This window comes from Comamonas sp. B21-038, from assembly GCF_022387135.1.
GTDB classification, from domain to species: Bacteria; Pseudomonadota; Gammaproteobacteria; order Burkholderiales; family Burkholderiaceae_C; genus Comamonas; species Comamonas sediminis.
Map to the genome: position 1 here is coordinate 622,364 of NZ_CP092462.1, position 18,039 is coordinate 640,402.

At 65.3% G+C, this 18,039-nt stretch carries 15 protein-coding genes; 11 read left to right on the top strand and 4 right to left on the bottom strand.

What is annotated here, in order from left to right; genetic code table 11:
* Nucleotides 1-54: 54 nt before the first annotated feature.
* From MJ205_RS02850 to MJ205_RS02860, 3 genes are all read right to left on the bottom strand, one after another.
* Nucleotides 55-1,314 carry an NAD(P)/FAD-dependent oxidoreductase gene (locus tag MJ205_RS02850; RefSeq protein ID WP_239811092.1) on the bottom strand — a complete coding sequence of 420 codons (1,260 nt, stop codon included), beginning with the start codon at nucleotides 1,312-1,314 and terminating at the stop codon, nucleotides 55-57.
* A gap of 370 nt (nucleotides 1,315-1,684) precedes the next feature.
* Nucleotides 1,685-3,418 carry a single-stranded-DNA-specific exonuclease RecJ gene (gene recJ / locus MJ205_RS02855; protein WP_239811093.1) on the bottom strand — a complete coding sequence of 578 codons (1,734 nt, stop codon included), beginning with the start codon at nucleotides 3,416-3,418 and terminating at the stop codon, nucleotides 1,685-1,687.
* Nucleotides 3,415-4,335 (bottom strand): phosphoglycerate mutase, encoded by a 921-nt coding sequence (locus MJ205_RS02860; protein ID WP_239811094.1) that lies wholly within the window; start codon nucleotides 4,333-4,335, stop codon nucleotides 3,415-3,417. Before MJ205_RS02860 ends, recJ begins: the two co-directional genes overlap by 4 nt.
* Before the next feature lie 100 nt (nucleotides 4,336-4,435).
* Between MJ205_RS02860 and MJ205_RS02865 the strand changes: the two genes are divergently transcribed.
* Genes MJ205_RS02865 through MJ205_RS02880 form a run of 4 tightly spaced genes read left to right on the top strand, consistent with a single transcriptional unit; the run spans nucleotide 4,436 to nucleotide 7,757 of the window.
* On the top strand, nucleotides 4,436-5,692 hold the full coding sequence (locus MJ205_RS02865) for a lipoprotein-releasing ABC transporter permease subunit (protein WP_239811095.1): 1,257 nt from the start codon (nucleotides 4,436-4,438) through the stop codon (nucleotides 5,690-5,692).
* Nucleotides 5,685-6,368: a lipoprotein-releasing ABC transporter ATP-binding protein LolD gene (lolD, locus tag MJ205_RS02870; RefSeq protein ID WP_239811096.1), complete on the top strand. Its 684-nt coding sequence runs from the start codon at nucleotides 5,685-5,687 to the stop codon at nucleotides 6,366-6,368. Before MJ205_RS02865 ends, lolD begins: the two co-directional genes overlap by 8 nt.
* Nucleotides 6,369-6,385: 17 nt before the next feature.
* Complete coding sequence (locus tag MJ205_RS02875) at nucleotides 6,386-7,258, top strand: TatD family hydrolase (protein ID WP_239811097.1); 873 nt, start codon at nucleotides 6,386-6,388, stop codon at nucleotides 7,256-7,258.
* Entirely contained in the window at nucleotides 7,251-7,757 is a 507-nt protein-coding gene (locus tag MJ205_RS02880) for a DNA-deoxyinosine glycosylase (protein ID WP_342395175.1), read from the top strand. The genes MJ205_RS02875 and MJ205_RS02880 overlap by 8 nt, the downstream gene beginning before the upstream one ends.
* Here the strand turns inward: MJ205_RS02880 and MJ205_RS02885 are convergent.
* Complete coding sequence (locus tag MJ205_RS02885; RefSeq protein ID WP_239811099.1) at nucleotides 7,736-8,029, bottom strand: DUF2798 domain-containing protein; 294 nt, start codon at nucleotides 8,027-8,029, stop codon at nucleotides 7,736-7,738. The genes MJ205_RS02880 and MJ205_RS02885 overlap by 22 nt on opposite strands.
* A gap of 224 nt (nucleotides 8,030-8,253) precedes the next feature.
* Here MJ205_RS02885 and MJ205_RS02890 point away from each other — a divergent pair, with 224 nt between their 5' ends.
* The 7 genes from MJ205_RS02890 (at nucleotide 8,254) to MJ205_RS02920 (ending at nucleotide 17,913) form a co-directional block, all read left to right on the top strand.
* The gene (locus MJ205_RS02890) at nucleotides 8,254-9,039 is read left to right on the top strand and encodes a spermine/spermidine synthase domain-containing protein (protein ID WP_239811100.1); all 786 of its coding nucleotides are present in this window, start codon (nucleotides 8,254-8,256) and stop codon (nucleotides 9,037-9,039) included.
* 343 nt (nucleotides 9,040-9,382) lie between these two features.
* A complete protein-coding gene (locus MJ205_RS02895; protein ID WP_239812647.1) occupies nucleotides 9,383-11,131 on the top strand; it encodes a GspE/PulE family protein in 1,749 nt (582 codons plus the stop codon).
* Nucleotides 11,132-11,409: 278 nt separating this feature from the next.
* Complete coding sequence (locus tag MJ205_RS02900) at nucleotides 11,410-11,898, top strand: tripartite tricarboxylate transporter TctB family protein (protein WP_239811101.1); 489 nt, start codon at nucleotides 11,410-11,412, stop codon at nucleotides 11,896-11,898.
* 14 nt (nucleotides 11,899-11,912) lie between these two features.
* Nucleotides 11,913-13,427 (top strand): tripartite tricarboxylate transporter permease, encoded by a 1,515-nt coding sequence (locus tag MJ205_RS02905; RefSeq protein WP_239811102.1) that lies wholly within the window; start codon nucleotides 11,913-11,915, stop codon nucleotides 13,425-13,427.
* A 153-nt stretch (nucleotides 13,428-13,580) separates the two neighbouring features.
* Nucleotides 13,581-14,096: a sigma-70 family RNA polymerase sigma factor gene (locus MJ205_RS02910; protein ID WP_239811103.1), complete on the top strand. Its 516-nt coding sequence runs from the start codon at nucleotides 13,581-13,583 to the stop codon at nucleotides 14,094-14,096.
* A 60-nt stretch (nucleotides 14,097-14,156) separates the two neighbouring features.
* On the top strand, nucleotides 14,157-15,284 hold the full coding sequence (locus tag MJ205_RS02915) for a FecR family protein (RefSeq protein WP_239811104.1): 1,128 nt from the start codon (nucleotides 14,157-14,159) through the stop codon (nucleotides 15,282-15,284).
* 142 nt (nucleotides 15,285-15,426) lie between these two features.
* On the top strand, nucleotides 15,427-17,913 hold the full coding sequence (locus tag MJ205_RS02920) for a TonB-dependent siderophore receptor (RefSeq protein WP_239811105.1): 2,487 nt from the start codon (nucleotides 15,427-15,429) through the stop codon (nucleotides 17,911-17,913).
* The last annotated feature ends 126 nt before the right edge of the window (nucleotides 17,914-18,039 follow it).

Below are 18,039 nucleotides of genomic sequence, written 5' to 3' on the forward strand. Positions count from 1 at the left end.
ACAAGCCCGGCCATGCGACCCGGGGGTGGGCGCAAGAGGGCGTCAGCCTTTGATTCAACCCTTGAGGAAACGCTCGGCGCGGAATGGCCGCGCATCCACGGGTGCATCGTCGCCGCGCATCAGCGCTGCCAGAATCGCGCCGGTGCCCGGCCCGGTGCTGAAGCCGATGTGCTGGTGGCCAAAGGCCAGCCAGAGATTGCGCTGGCCCGGCATCGCGCCAATGATGGGGCGGCTGTCCGGCAGGGTGGGTCGGCTGCCCATCCAGGGTGCGGGCTCCAGCGCCTGGCCCATGTCTATCGCCTCGCGTGCCGCCGCCTCGGCCAGGCCCAGCTGCACCGGGTTGGCGGGCGCGTCGATATCGGTCAGCTCCACGCCACTGGTCAGGCGCAGGCCTTGCTCCATCGGGCTGAGCACATAGGCGCCGGCGGTATCGTAGACCGGGCGCGAGATATTGCAGGAAGCGGGTGGCGCAAAGTGCATGTGGTAGCCGCGCTCATAGGCCATCGGCACCTTCACGCCCAAGGTGGCCATGAACTGGCGGCTCCAGGGGCCCAGCGCCACCACCACACGGTCGGCCTCCAGGCCATCCTGCGCGCCGTCGGCACGGATGCGCCAGCGGCTGCCGGCCAGTGGCTCCACGGTCTTGATGCGGGCCTGCGCATACTGGCCGCCTTGCTTGCGGAACAGCTCGGCATAGGCCTTGACGACATCGCCGGGGCTGTCCACCGACCAGGTGTCCTTGATCCACAGCGCGCGCTCGAAGATGGGGTTGAGTGCCGGCTCCAGCTGGCGGATATGGTCGCGCTCCAGCACCTCGGTGGCGACGCCGAAGTGGGCCATGCGTTCGCGCGCCAGCGCGCCACCGGCAAAGGCGCCAGACTGGCGGTAGAGAAACATCCAGCCGTTGTCGCGCATGCGGTGGGCCGCGCCACTGGCGCGCAGCAACTGCGCATGCTCGTTCATCGACAGGCGGATGAGGCTGTCCAGCGCCGTCGTGGTCTCCTCAAACACCGGGGTGCGGGCCCGGGCGACAAACCGCGCGGCCCAGCCCAGGTTCTGCAGCAGAAACCGGGCCTGGTAGCGAAAGCCGGCGCTCTGGTTCTTCAGCAGCACCGGCAGATTGGCCCAGAGGCTGGGGTTGTTGAAGGGCATCAGCGAACTGCGCGCGATCACCCCCGCGTTGCCGTACGAGGTCTCTTCACCAGGGGCCAACCGGTCCAGCAAGGTCACGCGGAAGCCCTTTTTCTGCAGCGCCAACGCGCTGGCCACGCCCACCATGCCGGCGCCCAGCACGGCCACGGAAATATTGCTCATGGAATGTTCAGGTGCATCACAGCTATTTGGAGAATATCTAGCTTGTGACTGATATTAAATTAACGATCAAAACCACAGGCGTCTGAAAGCGCCGGCGCCGGGGCCGTTGGGCCCGGGCAAGCCTGCCAGCGCCATCCGCCAGCGGTGGCCAGGACGCCTGGGCAGAAAGGAGATTTCGGCCCCGGCTCCTCTGGAAATCCTCTGCAAAATCCTCGCCCAAGGGGATGCGCGCGGATTGCCCGGCCCCGCGTTCAGACCACGGCAGGGCGTTTTGCAAAGAGCCCCTGGCGCATATTTTAGAAAATTGCGGTGCCCAGGCGCATCCGTTTTCCCGCTATTTCCTTAACTTTTCGTAAAGTCTTGTGGTCCCTCAAGCGCTGGACCCTGCTCCACCGGGCAACTGCGCGCCTTCGACCAGGAACTGCAGCTTGCGCTGGCCCTGCCATTCGTTGATGTCCAGCCGGTAGGCCAGCAGCACCTTGGCCGGCAAGGGCTCGGTGTGGCCAAACCAGATGCCGTCCACCATCTCGCCATGGTGGCGCAGCTTCAGCGACAAATGCTTTTCGCCGACCAGGCGCTGGCTGACGATCTCCAGCTCTTCGCTGAAGGTCGGTGGCGCAAAGCCCTGGCCCCAGACCTGGCTGTTGAGCGTGTCCACGGTCTCGGCATGGCGGAACTGTACGGGCAGCGGACCGTCGGTCTCCAGCTGGCGCGTGAGCGTGCGCTCATCCAGCCATTCCTGCGCGACCTGGGCCAGCGCTTGCTCAAACACCTCAAAATCGTCCAGCGCAATCGTGCAGCCCGCTGCCATCGCATGGCCACCGAACTTGATGAGAACGCCCGGGTGGCGCTTGGCCACCAGGTCCAGCGCATCACGCAGATGGAAACCGGGTATCGAACGGCCCGAGCCTTTCAGCTCATGCTCATGGCCCGGTGCGCTGCTGGCAGCAAACACAAAGGTCGGGCGGTGCAGCTTGTCCTTGATGCGCGAGGCGACAATGCCGACCACGCCCTCGTGGAAATCCGGGTCAAACACGCTGACGGCCGGTGGCGGCTCGGTGCCTTCTTCAAACAGGGACTCGGCCAGCAGCATCGCGTGTTCGCGCATGCCCGTCTCGATGTCACGGCGCTCGCGGTTGATGGCATCGAGCTGGCGTGCCAAGGTGTCGGCCAGCAAGGTGTCGTCGGTCAGCAGGCATTCGATGCCGATGGTCATGTCCGCCAGACGGCCGGCTGCATTGATGCGGGGGCCTAGCGCAAAGCCGAAGTCAAAGGTACTGGCAGTGGCCGCACGCCGGCTGGCCGCTGCAAACAGCGCACCCAAACCGGGCGGCATATGGCCGGCGCGGATGCGGCGCAGGCCCTGGGCCACGAGCCGGCGGTTGTTGGCATCGAGCTTGACCACATCGGCGACCGTGCCCAGCGCCACCAGCGGCAGCAGGCTGTCCAGGCGCGGCTGGGCCATATCGGCAAAGGCACCGCGCTCGCGCAGCTCGGCACGCAGCGCCATCAGCACATAGAACATCACACCGACACCGGCCATCGCCTTGCTGGCGAAGCCGCAGCCGGGCTGGTTGGGGTTGACGATGGCGTCGGCCGCCGGCAAGGTGGCCGCAGGCAGGTGGTGGTCGGTCACGATCACCGTCATGCCTAGCGCCTTGGCACGCGCCACGCCGTCCACGCTGGCGATGCCGTTGTCCACGGTGACCAGCACCTGCGCGCCTTGCTGGTGCACGCGCTCGGCAATCGCCGGGGTCAGGCCATAGCCATCGACGACACGATCGGGCACCAGGTAGCTGACCTGCCGGGCGCCCAGCATGCGCAGGCCGCGCAAGGCCACGGCGCAAGCGGTGGCGCCGTCGCAGTCGTAGTCGGCGACCACGCAGATGCGCAGCTGCTGGCCAATGGCATCGGCCAGCAGCAGGGCCGCTTCGCGCGTGCCCAGCAAGCCTGCAGGCGGCAGCAACTGCCCCAGGCCGTCGTCGAGCTCGTCCGCAGCCTGCACGCCCCGCGCCGCAAACAGCCGGGCCAGCAGCGGGTGCACACCCGCCTGCTCCAGCGCCCAGACGGTACGCGGGGGAATATCTCTCGCCAGAATTTTCATAAGGAACTCAGAAGCGCAGCTGGCTGGGGATTGCCCAGCCATTGCTTGATGGTCGATAACCAGCCCCGGGCCTGCGGCTCCAGGGTGATGGCATTTTTTTCGCCGCACAGCGTCAGCTTGGCCAGGCCGGCCGTTGCGAGCGTGGCGTCCAGCTGCTGCCAGTGTTGCTTCCAGCGGGCCCAGTCGCCCTCCAGCGCGCTGTCGCGCAGCGTGGTGTTCAGCACGGGGCGGTCCGCTGGGAGCTGGTAGCCGGCAGGCAGGGCGCCCGCGCCGTGCACCCAGAACGAATTGATGGGCGCGCGGCCGCTGGCCTCGCGGGCATCGCTGAAAGCATGGGTGTAGAGCAGCATCTGCATTTCGGTCTGCAGGCGCTGCAACGCGGCGGCTTGCGCCTTGTTGGGCAGCCAGGGGCGCACATCGCGCAGTGCAACGCGGTCCAGCGCCGCGGTGTCGAGCTGCGCAAAGACCGGGCCGCGCGCCAGCCAGCGGTCGGGCCGGTCGTAGACCAGTTCGATCCCGTCTTCGGTAAACCAGGGCGCCATGATCGCCAGCAGGCTGCGCGATTCCTCATCGCTCATCTGCGCGGCCGACAGCGCGCTCATGCGCACCTGGTCGGGTGAGATCTGCCAGTGGCAGGGAGTGAGAAAGGCCCAGGCGTCACCGCCCGGCGCCTGGCCGTTTTGCAGCTGATGCAGGGCTGCCCACGGTGTCGCCTGGCGGGGCAGGCCCAGCGCCTGGGCCAGGGCCCGTTCATGCGGCGGGGCAAAATCTTCCAGCGCGCCGCTGTCGGTGGTGCGCGCAGACCATTGCTTGAGCAGGCGTTGCAGCTGCGGCAGCGCCAGGGTCTGCAGGGCTTGCTGGCAGCCCGGCTCGTCCGTGGCTGCGTAGGAGATGATCAAATGCTGGTTTTCCGACATGGGTCTATTGTCGGCGATGCCACAATGCGGTTTGCGGTGCAGTGGTTTATGGCGCTGTATGGGCGGTGACCAGGCACCGAATATATTTTTAGAACGATTTATGCAGATTCCCTATGAATTGGCGCTGGGCTGGCGCTACACCCGTGCGGGCCGGGCAACCCGGCGCAATGGGTTTATTTCGTTCATCTCGTGCGTGTCCATGCTGGGCATTGCGTTGGGGGTGGCGGCGCTGATCATCGTGCTGTCGGTGATGAACGGTTTTCAAAAGGAGGTGCGCGACCGCATGCTCAGCGTGGTCTCGCATATCGAGATCTTCACGCCTGGCGGCGATGCCTTGCCCGACCCGGCCCGCACCATTGCCGAGGCCAAGGCCAACCCCCATGTGATTGGCGCAGCGCCTTTTGTCTCGGCCCAGGCGCTGGTTGCCCGGGGTGAAGACATGCGCGGCGCCTTGCTGCGCGGCATTGACCCGGCGCTGGAGCCCGAGGTCACCGACATGACCACCGGCATCGACCAAAGCAGTCTGCAGGCACTCACACCGGGCAGCTTCAACGTCGTGCTGGGCTCGGAGCTGGCGCGCATTCTGGGCGTGGGCCAGGGCGACCAGGTCACCTTGATCGTGCCCAGCGGCCAGGTCACGCCTGCTGGCACCGTGCCCCGCCTCAAGCAGATGCAGGTGGTGGGCACCTTCAACTCCGGCCACTACGAGTACGACTCCACCCTGGTGCTGATGCACCATGAGGACGCCGAGCGCCTGTTCCGCCTCGAAGGCCCGACCGGCGTGCGTCTGAAGCTCAAGGACCTGCACCAGGCCCCTGAGGTGACCCAGCAGCTGGCCCACAGCCTGAGCGGCCACTTGCTGATCCGCGACTGGACGCAGCAGAACAAGACCTGGTTTGCCGCCGTCCAGGTGGAAAAACGCATGATGTTCATCATCCTGACCCTGATCGTCGCGGTGGCGGCTTTCAACCTGGTGACCACCTTGGTGATGACGGTGACCGACAAGCGCGCCGACATCGCGATCCTGCGCACCCTGGGCGCCAGCCCGCGCAGCATCATGGGCGTGTTCGTGGTGCAGGGCGCGCTGGTGGGCGTGATCGGCACCCTGGCCGGTCTGGCTCTGGGCCTGCTGGTGGCTTGCAATATCGATGTGATCGTGCCGGCCATCGAGCGCGCGCTGCACACCAGCTTCCTGCCCAAGGATATCTACCTGATCAGCCAGATGCCCAGCGAGCCCCAGCGCAGCGACATCGTGCCGATCACCGTCATTTCCCTGATCCTGGCCTTTGTGGCCACCCTGTATCCCAGCTGGCGCGCCAGCCGCGTGAACCCCGCCGAGGCGCTGCGTTATGAATGATTCGTCCATCGTCCTGGAGGCCTCGGGCCTGACCAAGCGCTTTTCCGAAGGCCTGCTCGATGTGCAGGTGCTCCATGGCATCGACCTGCAGGTGCGGGCCGGCGAAACCCTGGCCATCGTTGGCGCCTCGGGCTCGGGCAAATCCACGTTGCTGCATCTGCTCGGCGGGCTGGATGCGCCCAGCAGCGGCACCGTCAGCCTCCTGGGCCAGCGGCTCGATACGCTCAGTGCCGCGCGCCAGGGCGAGCTGCGCAACCAGCACCTGGGCTTCATCTACCAGTTCCACCATCTGCTGCCCGAGTTCAGCGCGCTGGACAATGTGGCCATGCCGCTGCGCATCCGCCGCATGCCTTATGCCGAATGCACCGAGCGTGCCCGGGAGGTGCTGGCCTCGGTGGGCCTGAAGGACCGCGTGCTGCACCGCCCCGCCGAACTCTCCGGTGGCGAGCGCCAGCGGGTGGCCATTGCGCGCGCGCTGGTCACCCAGCCCGCCTGCGTGCTGGCCGACGAGCCCACCGGCAACCTGGACCGCGCCACCGCCGACACCGTGTTTGCGCTGATGCTGCAACTGGCGCGCGACCGGGGTACGGCCTTCGTCATGGTCACCCATGATGGTGAGCTGGCCCAGCGCTGCGACCGCGCGGTGCGCATGGTGAACGGGCAGTTTGAGCGGTAAAGGCGCGCTGGAGCCGCATGCCCTTCTGGATTGACACCCACTGCCACTGGGACGCGCCGGAGTTCGACGCAGACCGCGATGCACTGCGCGCCGCTGCGCAGGCGGCCGGCGTGGCGCACTGCGTGATTCCTGCCGTGGAGCGCAGCAACTGGGCCACCGTGCGCGACCTGGCCCACCGCTGGGGCGACAGCTATGCGCTGGGCATCCATCCGCTCTACACCGGACGTGCTGCCGAAGGCGACATCGAGGCCCTGGTCACCATGCTCGAAGACTGCCGCGATGACCCGCGTCTGGTCGCGATCGGCGAGATCGGCCTGGATTTTTTCGTGCCCGGGCTGGATGCCGAACGGCAGACCTGGTTTTACGAGCAGCAGCTGCAGCTGGCGCGGCGCTTTGACCTGCCCGTCATCCTGCATGTGCGCCGCTCGTCGGACCAGTTGCTGCGTGCCCTGCGCCGCTGGCCGGTCCAGGGTGGCATAGCGCACGCCTTCAACGGCAGCCTGCAGCAGGCGCAGCAGTTTGTCGAGCGCGGTTTTGCACTGGGCTTTGGCGGTGCCGTCACCTATGACCGCGCGCTGCACCTGCGCCGCCTGTTGCAGCAGCTGCCGATGGAGGCCCTCGTCGTCGAAACCGATGCCCCCGATATTCCGCCGCACTGGCTCTACACCACGGCCGAGCAGCGCGCCGCCGGCCAGGCCCAGGGCCGCAACCAGCCGGCCGAGATTCCGCGCATCGCGCAGGTGATGGTGGCGCTGCGGGCCCAGGCTCCCGCCGATGAGGCCTTGACCGCGACAGACTGGCAACGGATCACCAGTGCCAATGCCGCCCGGGTGCTGCCCCGTCTGCAGCCTTTGCTGCCGCATGGAAAAAAGGAGCCGCAACATGGCTGATGCGCTGCTGTGCGGGCTCGCCCCCGTCGTGGGCCCGGACACCAAGGTATTGATACTGGGCAGTTTTCCGGGTGTGCAATCACTGCAGCTGCAGCAGTACTATGCCCATCCGCGCAACCACATGTGGCCGCTGCTGGCGGCCTTGTGGCCCGAGCATCCGCAGCCCGGCACCTATGCCGAGCGCTGCGCCTGGCTGCTGGAGCGCGGTCTGGGCCTGTGGGACGTCTATGCCGCCTGCGAGCGCGAAGGCAGCCTGGACACCAGCATCCGCAATGCCCAGCTCAACGATTTTGGGGCGCTCAAAAAGCAGTGTCCGCAATTGGTGGCCGCTGCACACAACGGCGGCGAGAGCTTCCGCCATGCGGCCCGGGTGCAGGCCGTGCTGGGCCTGCCCAGTTACCGGCTGCCCTCCAGCAGCCCGGCCAATGCGTCATGGAGCTTTGAGCGCAAGCTCGCTGGCTGGCGCGATGTGATGCGTCAGAGCGGATTGCTGGCCTGAGCCTCTGCCGCTGGCATGCCCGCCTGGGCAGCGCGGGGCGCGCCGGGGCTGCCGCCGAGCATGCGCCAGGACAGGCTTTGCACCGCAGGGGCCAGCAGCACCACGATGGTGAATGCGGCAGGCCAGGCCAGCAGATAGGCATGCAGCCAGCGGGAGACAAAATCCCCGACCAGCCCGAGGTTCAGCCAGGTGACCCAGGCGCTCATCAGCCCCGAAAGCAGCAAGGACATGATGAAGGATGACAACAGACGTTGTTTGATGGCATGAGACATGGAGGCTCCAGAAAAATCAATCGCGCAGTCTAAAGCCAGGCATCCCCGGTCCGGCTTCTCTGCGTGGTCTGCATGCTACAGATGGCTATCAATGTCTATTTTTAATACTCAAAAACTATCAATTACCTAGGCAACGCGGTGGCGCGCTGCGCTGAATCCGCGCGCCACTGGCTGCAACAGGCAAATGCACAGAACCCCAGCGGTCAACGGCAGATAATCCCCGCATGACGACTAGAAAAAAATCTTCGCAGCTGGCGCAGCCGCTGCCTGAAGTCACGATCTCCGATTTTGACGGCACCCGCTACCTGCACCTGGGCACGCCATGGGTGCAAGGCTCGATGCGCATCAAGAAGCCGTTCGACATCGACCTGGAATATGTGCAGCGCATGATGGCCTGGCTGCTGCTGATGGACTGGGCCACGGTGCCCGAGCGCCGCGCGATGCAACTGGGTCTGGGCGCTGCCGCTGCCACCAAGTTCTGTGCGCAGAAGCTGGGCATGGCCAGCACCACCGCGATCGAGCTCAATCCCCAGGTGATCACGGTCTGCCGCCAGTGGTTTAAATTGCCGCCTGACAGCGACAAGCTGCAGGTTGTGCTGGGTGACGCGGGTGTGGAGATTCAGAAATCCCAGTACCTGCAGACCGTCGATGCGCTGCAGGTCGATCTGTACGACCATGAGGCCGCTGCGCCGGTGCTGGACAGCCCTGACTTCTACCACCACTGCCGCAACCTGCTGACCGAGGACGGCTGCATGACCGTCAACCTGTTTGGCCGCACCAACAGCTTTGCCCGCAGCCTTGCCCATATCCAGGAGGCCTTTGGGCCTGAGGCCGTCTGGCGCTTTGCGGCGACCAAGGAGGGCAATACCGTCGTGCTGGCCCAGCGCAGCGCCAGCCGCCCCAGCCGCGAGCTGCTCAGCCAGCGTGCCGACCTGGTGCAGCAGCAGACCGGCTTGCCGGCGCTCAAGTGGTTAAAGGTTTTTAAACCTGTGCAGCCGACCTTGGACTGACTTTACCTGGCATCCATGGAGCGATCAGGTATAAAGCCAGAAGATAAAAAGACAGAGGGAATCGACCATGGCAGCGCCTGACCAGCCCAGCAAACACCACCAGAGCCGGGGCGATGCCTCGCCCGGCGATACCGCCACCCGGAGCCGTTCATCCAGCAGTGCGGGTGGCAGCGGCATGCCGGGCGCTGCGGCACCGATCCGGCGCTCGGCGGTCTTTGTGCCCGGCCATGTCGAAGACGGTCCTGCGCCGTCCAGGTCCAGTGGCCCGGCCTCGGTGCCCGCCACGCCTGGCGCACCCGCGCCGGCATCGGCGCCCACTGCGCGCAGCGGCCTGCCCGCGCTGATGCAGCGTCCGCTGGAACTCACCCAGGTCATCCACTGGTTGCAGACCGATGGCTGGATCAGCCCCGAGCTGGCCCAGGCGACCATTGACCGTTGCAGCCATGCGGCCAGCAGCCAGCACCCGATCGTGCGCCTGGCCAGCGTGGTCGTGCCACGCCTGCAAGATGGCAAGGCGCTCGATGTGGAGCTGCTCACCGAGTTCGTCGCCAAGCACTGTGGCCTGCCGTATTACAAGATCGACCCGCTCAAGGTCGATGCCGCCAAGGTGGCCGAAACCATGGGTGCGCCGTATGCGCAGCGCCACGGCATTCTGCCGGTGCAGGTGACGCCGCACGAGGTGGTGATTGCGGTCAAGGAGCCCTGGATTGACGAGTGGGTCGGCGAGGTCGAGCGCCAGGCGCGGCGCAAGGTGCGCCGGGTGCTGGCCAACCCCAAGGACATCGACCGCTACCGCAGCGAATTCTTTGCACTGGCCAAATCGGTCAAGGCCGCCAGCAAGCTGGGCGGCTCGCTCAGTTCGCTCGGCAACTTCGAGCAGCTGGTCGACCTCAGCAACAGCAACCAACAGTTCGATGCCAACGACCAGGGCATTATTCGCCTGGTCGACTGGCTGTGGCAGTTTGCGTTTGCGCAGCGCGCCAGCGATATCCATCTGGAGCCGCGCCGCGACCAGTCGGTGATCCGTTTCCGCATTGACGGGGTGCTGCACAAGGTCTACCAGATGCCGCTCGGGGTGCACAACGCCATCGTCTCGCGCGTCAAGCTGCTCGGCCGCATCGACGTGGTCGAAAAGCGCCGCCCGCAGGACGGCCGCATCAAGACCCGCAACACCTTGGGCGACGAGGTGGAAATGCGCCTGTCCACGTTGCCCACCGCCTTTGGCGAAAAGATGGTAATGCGTATCTTTGACCCGGAAAACACCGTCAAGGACCTGTCGGCGCTGGGCTTTACCCCGCACGATGCGCAGCGCTGGGAGACACTGGTCGAGCGCCCGCACGGCATCATTCTGGTCACCGGCCCGACCGGCTCGGGCAAGACCACCACCTTGTACTCCACGTTGAAGCGCCTGGCCACCGAAGAGGTCAATGTCTCCACCGTCGAGGACCCGATCGAAATGATCGAGCCGGCCTTCAACCAGACCCAGGTGCAGCCGGCGCTCGATTTCAGCTTTGTCGAGGGCCTGCGCGCGCTGATGCGCCAGGACCCGGACATCATCATGGTCGGCGAAATCCGCGATCTGGAAACCGCTGAAATGGCGGTGCAGTCCGCGCTGACCGGCCACTTGGTGTTCTCGACCCTGCACACCAACGATGCGCCCAGCGCCATCAGCCGCTTGATGGAACTGGGCGTGCCGCCGTACCTGATCAATGCCACCTTGCTGGGCGTGCTGGCCCAGCGCCTGGTGCGCACCCTGTGCCCGCAGTGCAAGCAGCCCGATGAGGAGGCATCGACTGAGGCGCTGACCAGCGCCATCCAGCCCTGGAAGATCAAGCGTGACTACCGCCCCTACAAACCGGTGGGCTGCGAGGAGTGCCGTGACACCGGCTTTCGCGGGCGCATGGGCTTGTACGAACTGCTCACCGTATCCGAGGCGCTCAAGGACCAGGTGCACGCCTCGCCATCGATGTCGGTGCTGCGCCGCCAGGCAGTGAAGGACGGCATGCACCCGCTGCGCCTGGCGGGTGCGCTGCGCGTGTCCGAAGGCCTGACCACCATCGAAGAAGTGATGGCCAACACGCCGCCCATCTAAATGGGCGACCGCTAAAAAGCGGCTGCGCCGCCCGCTGCCCCAACGCCAGGGCGCGGGCAAGGTTCCTCCAGACTAAGGGATCACCCTGTCCAGTCTTCAGCAGTGACAGGGCTGCCACCGGGCTGCAAGCCGCGCCCAGCTTGGGTTTCGGCGCTGCAGGGTCAACTGTCACCATAGGGGTTTTCCTGTGTGGAATCGTAAGTGGAATCCACATGCGTCAGCTGCCCGTCAGCGTTGACAATGCGCTGCATCCCTAAAATTGTTTGGAGACAAAGGTAATGAAGCTCAAAAGCCAGAAAGACTTCTGGGCGGGCATCATGTACATGGCAGTGGGTCTTGGGTTCGCCGTTGGCGCCCAGAACTACTCGATCGGTACAGGTGCTCGCATGGGTCCGGGGTACTTCCCGTTGATTCTCGGCGTCCTGCTGACGCTGATCGGCGCTGCAGTGGCCTTCAAGGGCCTGACGGCAGGCCCTGCAGATGGGGACCCCATCGGCAAATGGGCCTGGAAGCAGGTGTTCTTCATCTTGCTGGCCAACTTTGCCTTCGGCATCCTGCTCGTGGGCGTGCCCAGCATCGGCATCCCGGCCATGGGCCTGATCGTCGCCATCTACGCACTGGTCTTCATCGCCAGCATGGCGGGTTCGGAGTTCCGTGCCAAGTCGGTCTTCATTCTGGCCACCATCCTGGCCGTTGGCAGTTATGTCGCTTTCGTGTGGGCACTGAATCTCCAGTTCCCCGTGTGGCCTAGCTTTATTACCGGTTAAGAGGGGCCAGGACCATGGAATTGTTTGACAACCTGGCCACCGGTTTCGGTGTTGCCTTTACCTTTCAAAACCTGATTTACTGCTTTGTCGGCTGTCTGTTGGGTACCCTGATCGGCGTGTTGCCTGGTATCGGCCCTGTGGCCACCATCGCCATGCTGCTGCCTGCCACCTACGCGCTGCCTCCCGTGGCTGCGCTGATCATGCTGGCCGGTATTTACTACGGCGCCCAGTACGGCGGCTCTACCACGGCGATCCTGGTGAATCTCCCGGGGGAATCATCATCGGTTGTGACCGTGATCGACGGCTACCAGATGGCCCGCAAGGGACGCGCCGGTCCGGCACTGGCAGCAGCGGGCATTGGCTCGTTCTTCGCCGGCTGCGTGGGCACCGTGATTCTGGCTGCGTTCGCACCTCCGCTGACCGAAGTGGCCTTCATGTTCGGCCCTGCCGAGTACTTCTCGCTGATGACCCTGGGCCTGATTGGCGCCGTGGTGCTGGCTTCGGGCTCGCTGCTCAAGGCTGTGGGCATGATTGTGCTGGGTCTGCTGCTGGGCCTGGTGGGTACCGACGTGAACTCCGGCGTGGCCCGTTACTCGTTCGACATTCCTGAGCTGACCGACGGTATCGACTTCGTCGTGATCGCCATGGGTGTGTTCGGCTACGGTGAAATCATCGCCAACCTGTCCAAGCCTGACGATGAGCGCGAAGTGTTCGCTGCCAAGGTGACCGGCCTGTTGCCCACCAAGGAAGACTTCAAGCTGATGTTCCCTGCCATGCTGCGTGGTACGGCGCTGGGTTCGGCCCTGGGTATCCTGCCTGGTGGCGGTGCGATGCTGTCGGCTTTTGCGGCCTACACGATCGAGAAGAAGACCAAGCTGCGTCCTGGTGAAGTTCCTTTCGGCCAAGGCAATATCCGTGGCGTGTGCTCGCCTGAATCGGCCAACAACGCCGGCTCGCAGACCTCGTTCATTCCGCTGCTGACCCTGGGTATTCCACCCAACGCCGTGATGGCACTGATGGTGGGTGCGATGACCATCCACAACATCCAGCCTGGTCCCCAGGTGATGACCAGCAACCCGGAACTGTTCTGGGGTCTGATTGCCTCGATGTGGATCGGCAACCTGATGCTGATCATTCTGAACCTGCCGCTGATCGGCGTCTGGATCAAGCTGCTGACCGTGCCTTACCGCTGGTTGTTCCCATCGATCGTGCTGTTCTGCGCTGTCGGTGTGTACGGTACCAACAACAACAGCTGGGACGTGTGGATGGTGGGTATCTTCGGTTTCGTGGGCTATGTGTTCCACAAGCTGGGTACCGAACCTGCTCCGTTGCTGCTGGGCTTCATCCTGGGCCCGATGATGGAAGAAAACCTGCGCCGTGCGCTGCTGCTCTCGCGGGGTGACTGGTCGGTGTTCGTCACCCGTCCGATCTCTGCCGGCCTGCTGATCGCAGCTGCCATCCTGCTGGTGGTGGTCTGCCTGCCAGCGGTGAGCAAGAAGCGCGAGGAAGCCTTCGTCGAAGAAGACTGATCGCCCGCAGCCAGACTGCACCCTGCAAAAGGCATCTTCGGATGCCTTTTTCTATGTCTGCGGCCCAGGAGGGCAGGGGCTTATCGGTGATAATGAGAGTTATTCCCATCTGAGGCGCGAAAGCTGGACCGCCGATGGAGACCCTTGCTTTCCATGGGGCGTTGCCCGTTCGTGCTTGAGCGCTATTACCGAGAACTGCTGAACTTCTGCCTGCGCAAGGTCAGAGACCGCGACACTGCGGCCGACCTGGCGCAGGAGAGCTATGCGCGCGTGCTCGGCATGCAGCGCGCCGGCAAGGTGATCGACCAGCCGGCTGCCTTGCTCAAGCAGGTGGCCTTGAACGCCAAGATCGACCTGGACCGGCGCGCCCAGCTGCGCCAGCACGAGGACATCGACGCGCTCGATGAAACCCAGCAACCGGCCAGCCCCCAGCGCCTGCAGCCCGAGGCGGCCTATGCCTCGTCGCAAAACGTGCAGGCTTATCTGGCGACCATCGAGGCCTTGCCACCGCGCTGCCGCGAGGCCTTTTGCATGTACCTGTTCGACGAGCTGTCCAACCAGCAGATTGCAGAACGCATGGGCGTCTCGATCAGCATGGTCAACCAGTACATCAGCCGTGGCAAGATCGCCTGCGCGGCCCGCAAACAGGAGCTGGACCATGGTGATTGAGCCGTTCCAGCGCGGGGCCGACCTGCAGTTTTTCCGCGCCCATGCGTCTATAGCTTTGAGATGAGCCGTTTTTCCACCACGCCCTCCGATGCATCCGCCCCGCCTTTTGACGAGGCGGCGGAGGCGCGCGCGCTGCAGGCCTTCCTTGGCGGGCAGGATGCTGTGGAGGTACTGGCGGCGCAGTGGCATACGCGCCAGGAGCAGGGCCTGAATGCGGGCGAGCAGGCGGAGCTGGCGCAGTGGCTGCAAGCCAGCACCGAGCATGCCGAGGCCTTTGCCCGCATGGATGCAGGCGTTGCCCGCTTGCGCGCGCTGCCTGCAGACGCGGTGGCCCAGTGGCGCGCCAGCCAAGCGGCAGACCAGCCCAAGTCCGCAGCTGCATGGTCCAGACCTGCACGGGCCCCAGCAAGGCCAACGCGCCTCCGGCGCTGGCTGCAAGCGCTGCTGCCCGGCCCGCGTGGCTTGGCCCTGTGCGCCGTGCTGCTGCTTTCGTTGGGCCTGGGCTGGCACCAGTGGACGCAGCCGGTCTACAGCGCGCACTATGTCGCCGAGCGCGGCCAGCGCCAAAGCCTGCAGTTGCCCGATGGCTCGACGTTGGAGCTCGACGCCGACACCGATGCCCAGGTGCGCCTGTACCGCCACCGGCGCGAGGTGCAGCTGGCGCATGGCCAGGCCATGTTCAGCGTCGCCCCCGATGCCAGCAAGCCTTTTGAAGTGCAGGCCGGCCCGGCCCGCGTCACCGTCGTGGGCACGCGCTTTGCGGTGCGCTTTCGCCACGATGGCATCGATGCGGGCCAGGTGCGGGTGGAGGTGCAGGAGGGGCGGGTGCGCGTGGCCGCCGTGCAAATGCCAGCGGCCGCGCAGTTGCTGACCGCTGGCCAAGCCACCCAGGTGGCGGCCAATGGTCTGCTGTCGCCGGTGGGCCAGGTTGCCCCCGACAGCGTGGGCCTGTGGCGCAAGGGCCTGCTGCGCTTTGACCACACCCCCCTTGCCCAGGCCTTGCAGGAGATGGAGCGTTACGGCCCCACCGGCCTGGTGGTGCACGACCCGGCCGTCGCCGCACTGCCGATGGGCGGCAGCTACGCGACCGCCAAGCCGGCCGAGTTCGCCCATATGCTGACCCTGGTGCTGCCGGTGCGCCTGGTGCCGAGCGCCGATGGCCGGGCCGAGATTGTGGCCAGACATTAGGCCGGCTGAACTCGGGCCTGGGCGAGGGTGGCAGAGCCTGCCTGGGAAAAAAAATTCCAAAAAATGCGACAAGCGGGGTGCAGTTCTGCGCCTACGGTGCGTCATAGAAGGTAATGAGATTTATTTACTGCTTTGGCTGACCATGTCCCCAACCCGTTTGTCCTTCTCTTCGCGCTCAGCGTTGCACAATCGCGCGGTATCCCGAAACGCCCGCTTCCACCCCGCACCGCTGGCGCTGGCCGCCGCGCTGGTGCTGGCGGTGCCGCTGGCTGCCTATGCCCAATCGGCCACACCGGCCCATCAGGCCAACGAGGCCAGCAGCCTCTCGATTGCGTCCCAGCCGCTGGGGCCGGCGCTGCAGGCGCTGTCGGCAGCCACCGGCGTGTCCATCGGCTTTGCCCCCGCGTTGGTGGAGGGCAAGACGGCCCCCGCCGTCTCCGGCATGCTCACCGCGCAGCAGGCGGCCGACCGCCTGCTGGCCGGCAGCGGCCTGATGGCAGTGCGCCAAGGCGAGGCCATGGTCATCAAGGCAATGCCTGCGGCATCCGACACCAGCACCTTGCCGACGGTGACGGTCACCGCACAAGGCGAGCGCAACGCGACCAGCGAAGGTTCGGGCTCGCTGGCGGCCTCGGCCGTGAGCCTCAACAAGGGCGACCAGTCGCTCAAGGACATTCCGCAGTCCATCAGCGTGATGACGCGCAAGCAGCTCGATGAGCAGGGCGTGAGCGACTTGCGCGATGCGATGAACAAGGTGACCGGCACGATGGGAGTGCAGGGCGTGGGCCAGGGCATGGTGCTGTCCGCACGCGGCTTCCAGATCGATGCCTGGCAGTACGATGGCGTGGCCATTCCACGCAACCATTACTCGCTGGGCAACTGGGGGACCGAGGGCATGGTCTTTTATGACCGGCTGGAGGTGCTGCGCGGTGCCTCGGGCCTGCTGCAGGGCACCGGCAGCCCCGGGGGCGCCGTCAACCTGGTGCGCAAGCGCGGCCAGCGTGAGAAGACCATCACCGTCACCGCCCGTGCCGGCTCCTGGGACCGCTATGGCCTGCAGCTCGATGCCGGCGGCCCGCTGAACGACGAGGGCGGTTTGCGGGGCCGCCTGGTGGTGGACGAGTCGCGTGGCCACTCCTTTGTCGACTATGTGAATGAGCGCACACGCTCGCTCTATGCCGCGTTGGATTACGACATCAGCCCCGACACGACGGTCGGCTTCGGCGTGAGCCAGCTCGACAGCAAAGGCCGCCCCTTCATCATGGGCCTGCCGCTGTATGCCGACGGCAGCATGCCCGACCTGCCACGCTCCACCTTCACCGGCTCCGACTGGAACCGCTCGAACGTGAAGCAGACGACGGTCTATGCCGACCTGAACCACCGCATCAACAACGACTGGAAGCTCAAGGTCTCGGCGCTGCAGGTGCGCGAGCAAAATGCCTCCTTGCACCAGCGCATGACCGGCACGGTGGCAGCCGGTGGTGGCGATGTGACCTATGACGACTGGTACACCGATTTCGACCTGAAGAAGTTCGCCTTCGATGCCTTCATCAACGGCCGCTTTGAGCTGGCGGGCTTGCGCCACGATGTGACAGTGGGCGCCAACTATTCCAAGTACCGCTCCAACGATGTCTATGCCCGCACCTTCACAGCCGGGGCCGATATTTTCAACATCGACCACCACCGGCCCGAGCCCAGCCTGGCCAGCCTGCTGGCCGCCGGTGGCCGGCAGTGGAAGTCTGCCTACGATGTGCGGCAAAAGGGCATCTATGGCAGCCTGCGCACCCGCCTGACCGAGCGGCTCACGGCGATTGTGGGCGCTCGCTCCAGCTGGTATGACTCGCTCTACACCAATGCGCTCAACGACGAGCGCCAGCTCACCACCACCTCCGGTGAGATCACGCCCTATGCGGGCCTGGTGTATGCACTCACCCCCGAATGGTCGCTGTACGGCAGCTATACCAGCGTGTTCGAGCCCCAATCCGAGCGCACCGTCGACGGCAAGGTGCTCGATCCGATCACCGGCACCAACTACGAATTGGGCATCAAGGGCGCGCTGATGAACGGCAAGCTCAACACCTCGCTGGCGCTGTTCCGTTACGACCACAAGAACCGCGCCGTCAACGACCTGGCCTCCGGCTATGCCTGCGACGGCTGGTACTGCTCCACCTCAGCCGGCAAGGTGCGCAGCCAGGGGGTGGAGGCCGAAGTCAGCGGCGAAGTGGCACGCGGCCTGCAGGCCATGGTGGGCTACACCTTCAACACCAGCAAATTCCTGAACGACCCGACCAACCAGGGCCAGGTCTTCAGCACCTGGACGCCCAAGCACATGCTGCGTGCCTGGCTGTCCTACCAGCTGCCTGGCGATTGGCACCGCATGAGTGTGGGCGCTGGCGTCGTCGCGCAAAGCCATACCTTGAGCTATGACCGCTCCTTCCAGGTTGCCGGCAACACCATCACCAGCCTGCGGCTGGCCTACCAGGCGACGCCCGAGGTCAGCGTTGCCCTCAACGTGAACAACGTGTTTGACAAGCACTACATCCTGCCGGGCTTTGTCGGCTACACCGGCGGCAGCTATGGCGATCCGCGCAATGCCATGCTGACCCTGAAGTACACGCCCAAGCTGTGATCGACGCAGGGCCGCCCCGCCCGCATCTGCACAACCCGGCCTTGTCCAAAAACAGCAGTTTTGGCTTTTGCATTGCGCAAACTGGGTTAGGCTGCGATCCGCAAGCGAAAGGGGCGGGCCCTGCAG